The sequence below is a fragment of the Aquisalimonas lutea genome (genome assembly GCF_030409225.1).
Classification (GTDB): Bacteria; Pseudomonadota; Gammaproteobacteria; order Nitrococcales; family Aquisalimonadaceae; genus Aquisalimonas; species Aquisalimonas lutea.
The window spans coordinates 1-2,898 of sequence record NZ_JAUFPK010000004.1; the positions used below are offsets into that span (position 1 = coordinate 1).

General features: G+C 69.0%; 2 protein-coding genes. Both read right to left on the minus strand.

Translation table 11 applies throughout. From position 1 onward, the window contains the following. A partial coding sequence (locus QWY84_RS11090; RefSeq protein ID WP_290202721.1) for a coiled-coil domain-containing protein occupies window positions 1-1,836 on the minus strand: 1,836 nt, incomplete at its 3' end. A 55-nt stretch (window positions 1,837-1,891) separates the two neighbouring features. After that, window positions 1,892-2,898 (minus strand): phage major capsid protein (locus QWY84_RS11095; RefSeq protein ID WP_290202722.1); only part of this gene is annotated, 1,007 nt, incomplete at its 5' end.

A 2,898-nucleotide genomic window follows, 5' to 3' on the forward strand; every position in this document is an offset into this window, starting at 1 on the left:
GAGGCGCTGGCGCTCCACCTGCGCGGTCAGCTCAAGCGCTCGCCGCGCCTGCTCGCTGCTGAGATCGACGCCTTCGCGCCGCAGCTCTTGCTCGGCTTCGAGCACCGCCACCGCAACCTTGCGCTGCTCTTCATTCGCATCCTGTAGCTGCTGCTGCCGGCGCAGCACGGCGTTCTGGTCTTCAAGCCGCTGCACCATCTCCGCAGCGGGGTCGGTGTCGCCACCACCTTCACCACCCGTGCCGGGCGCCCCGGTGGGGGCTTGCGGCTGGGCGAAGATGAAGCGCTGGGTCAGTACGCTGTCCGGGGCTTCATACGAGGCAAGCAAGCGCTGGCGGTGCTCCACGGCGCGCTCGATCTCCGCGTTCTCCTGCCTGATGATCGCCTGTAGTTGGGTCCTTCGGCGCAGGCCCACACCCCCATCCATCTCCGCCTGCGCCGCCGCGATGCGCTCACGCGCGTTCTCAATCGTCTCGGCGGCGGCTTGCAGCCGATTGACGGGCAGGCCGATCTCCGGGGCCATGTGCTGCATGCGGTCGTTGATCAGGCGCGACATATCGCTGACATCGCCCATGATCGCCAGTATGCCGCGTAGCTCGTCGGCGGCGCGGGCAAGCGCGGGGCCGAACTGCTCCACGAGCGTGAACGACAGCTCGCGTACGGCGCGCCGCAGCTCATCTTGCGCCGCCAGTACCTCCCCGGCGGTCTCCGCCTGCTCTTGATTCACAAGCCCCAGCCGCTCCGCCTTCTCCATGTAGCTCGTCAGCGCACCTTCGCCCTGCGAGAAGGCGAGTCCGAGCTGCACGTTCTCGGCGCCGAACGCGGCGGCGGCGAGGCTCGCGCGCTGCTGCGCATCTTCCACCTGCGACATCGCCCGGGCGAGCGTGCGCATTTGCTGCTCCGGGCTCTGGCGCAGAAACTCATTGAGTCGCACGCCCGCCGCCTTGAGTTCATCCGCCAAGCGCCCGGTCCCATCCCGGGCATCGCCGACGCGCCGCGAGTAGCGCCGCAGGGCATTGTTCGCCTCGTTCTCCGTCACCCCGGCGAGCTGGGTGAAGGTGAACACCAGGGCGTCATACTGCTCCACCGCCATGCCCGCCGCTTGGGCGCGGTTGTTGAGCGCATCGATCTGCTGCGCCGCCCGATTGGCTGCGGTGGCGATGCCGCCCGCGCCGGCCAGGGCGGCGGCCCCGGCGGCGAACAGCGGGTTGACGCCGCGCAGCATGCCGCCAAGCATGCCCACCTGCGCCCCGAGCTGCCCGACCGGCCCGCCCGCCGTCGCGGCGACGGTGGCGAGCTGATCCATGCTCGCGTTGAGCCCGCGCATGTTGAGGCGCAGGTCGCGGCTGTTCACGGCGGTGGTGGTAAAGCGGCGGCTGATGAGGCGCTGGTGCTCGGCGGCCTGCCGCGTCGTCACCACCCCCTGCGCCTGCGCCTGACTCAAGCGGGCGAGGGCTTGCGCCTGCTGGGCGACGGCGCGGTTGCTGCCGCCGAGGGTCGACAATAGCGTTTTCTGGCTCCGTGCAGCCCGCTGTGTGGCCTTGTCGGTACTTGTGAGCCCACGTACCAGCACATCCACCTGGCTGTTGCCTGAGCGCATCTGTGCGGCTACACGGGCCGTTTGCTGCGCAAGGCGGCTCGTCTGCTGGGCACTGCGCTGCGCGGCCTGGCCTTGGCGCTGCAGGCCGCCAGCGAGATTCTGCCGCGCGAGCGCATCCACCTGCTTGCCCGCCCGCTCGGCGACCTGGGCGAAGCGTTCGAGCTGCTGCCGTGCCGCCCGCAGCCCGCGCGTGTTGGCGCGTAAGTTGTACTCGACCTGCGCGACCGTCGTCATCATTCACCCCACAGGGCCGGGGCGAGCCTCCCTGCCCGCTCTTACACCTCGCGCGCGCTTACGCGCCCCAGGTCACGGCATCCACGACCGCCACGGCTTCGGGGTGGCGCAGGTACAGGGCGTGGTGGCGAATCGCCCTGATGATGGTCTGGTCGCGGGTGAACGCAGAGCGCATCGTCGAACCCGAATCCAGATACGCGCCGTCCTGCGTCACATCCACCCGCATGCCAAGCGCCTCGGCGACGACGACCTGGCTGAAGTCCGAGAAGATGATCTGCGACTCATTCGTGCCGCTGCCGCCGTCGTTGGGGATGGCGGAGGTCTTGTAGACGGGGAAATTCCACAGCGTCGGCACGTCGTTGCGCAGCTCGGGAAACTTGAGGTTGCCGTTGGTGCCGCGCTGGGTGAAGAGGTAGTTGAAGGTGCGCGGGCTCATCACCCAGCCAAGCCGCTCGCCCGGCACATTGGCCTGCTCCAGATGATTCACCGCCGTGCGCAGCGTCGCCTCCTCATCACTCGTCGCGCTGTCCGTATGCGCGGCGAGGGCTTGCGTGGTCAGGCCCTCCGGGCCGCCGCTCGCGCCGTCGCCAATCAAGAACTCCCGGTCCTCGGTCTGGCCCAGCTCCTGCACCATGTCATCGCGCACGATCTCATCCGCGCGGCCCACGGTTGAGGTGAAGCTGACCAGCTCGTTGCTGAGCGGCACCAGGCAGGCCAGCTTCTTCAGCTCGATCTCGTCGGTGTCGAAGCCCGGCTCGCTGGCGGGTATATCGGCGTTCTCCGCGACGTACGACGCGGTCGCCGAGCTGGCCAGACGGGGCACCGTCTTGGTGCCCCACGGGCAATCCATGGTGATGGCGCCGGCGCGGCGTACGACACTGCGCGGGCGCAACAGCTCCACCACCTCGCCGAGCAAGTCCTGCGCGATCAGCGCGCCACCGCCGCCGGTGCTGCCCGTCTCCAGGGCCTTGGTCACCTGGCTGTTCTCACCAAACTGCTTGCGCGCCAGCATGTACGCCGCAGGGCGATTACCTTCACTCGCAAGCGCCCTGATGATGCGGCCAA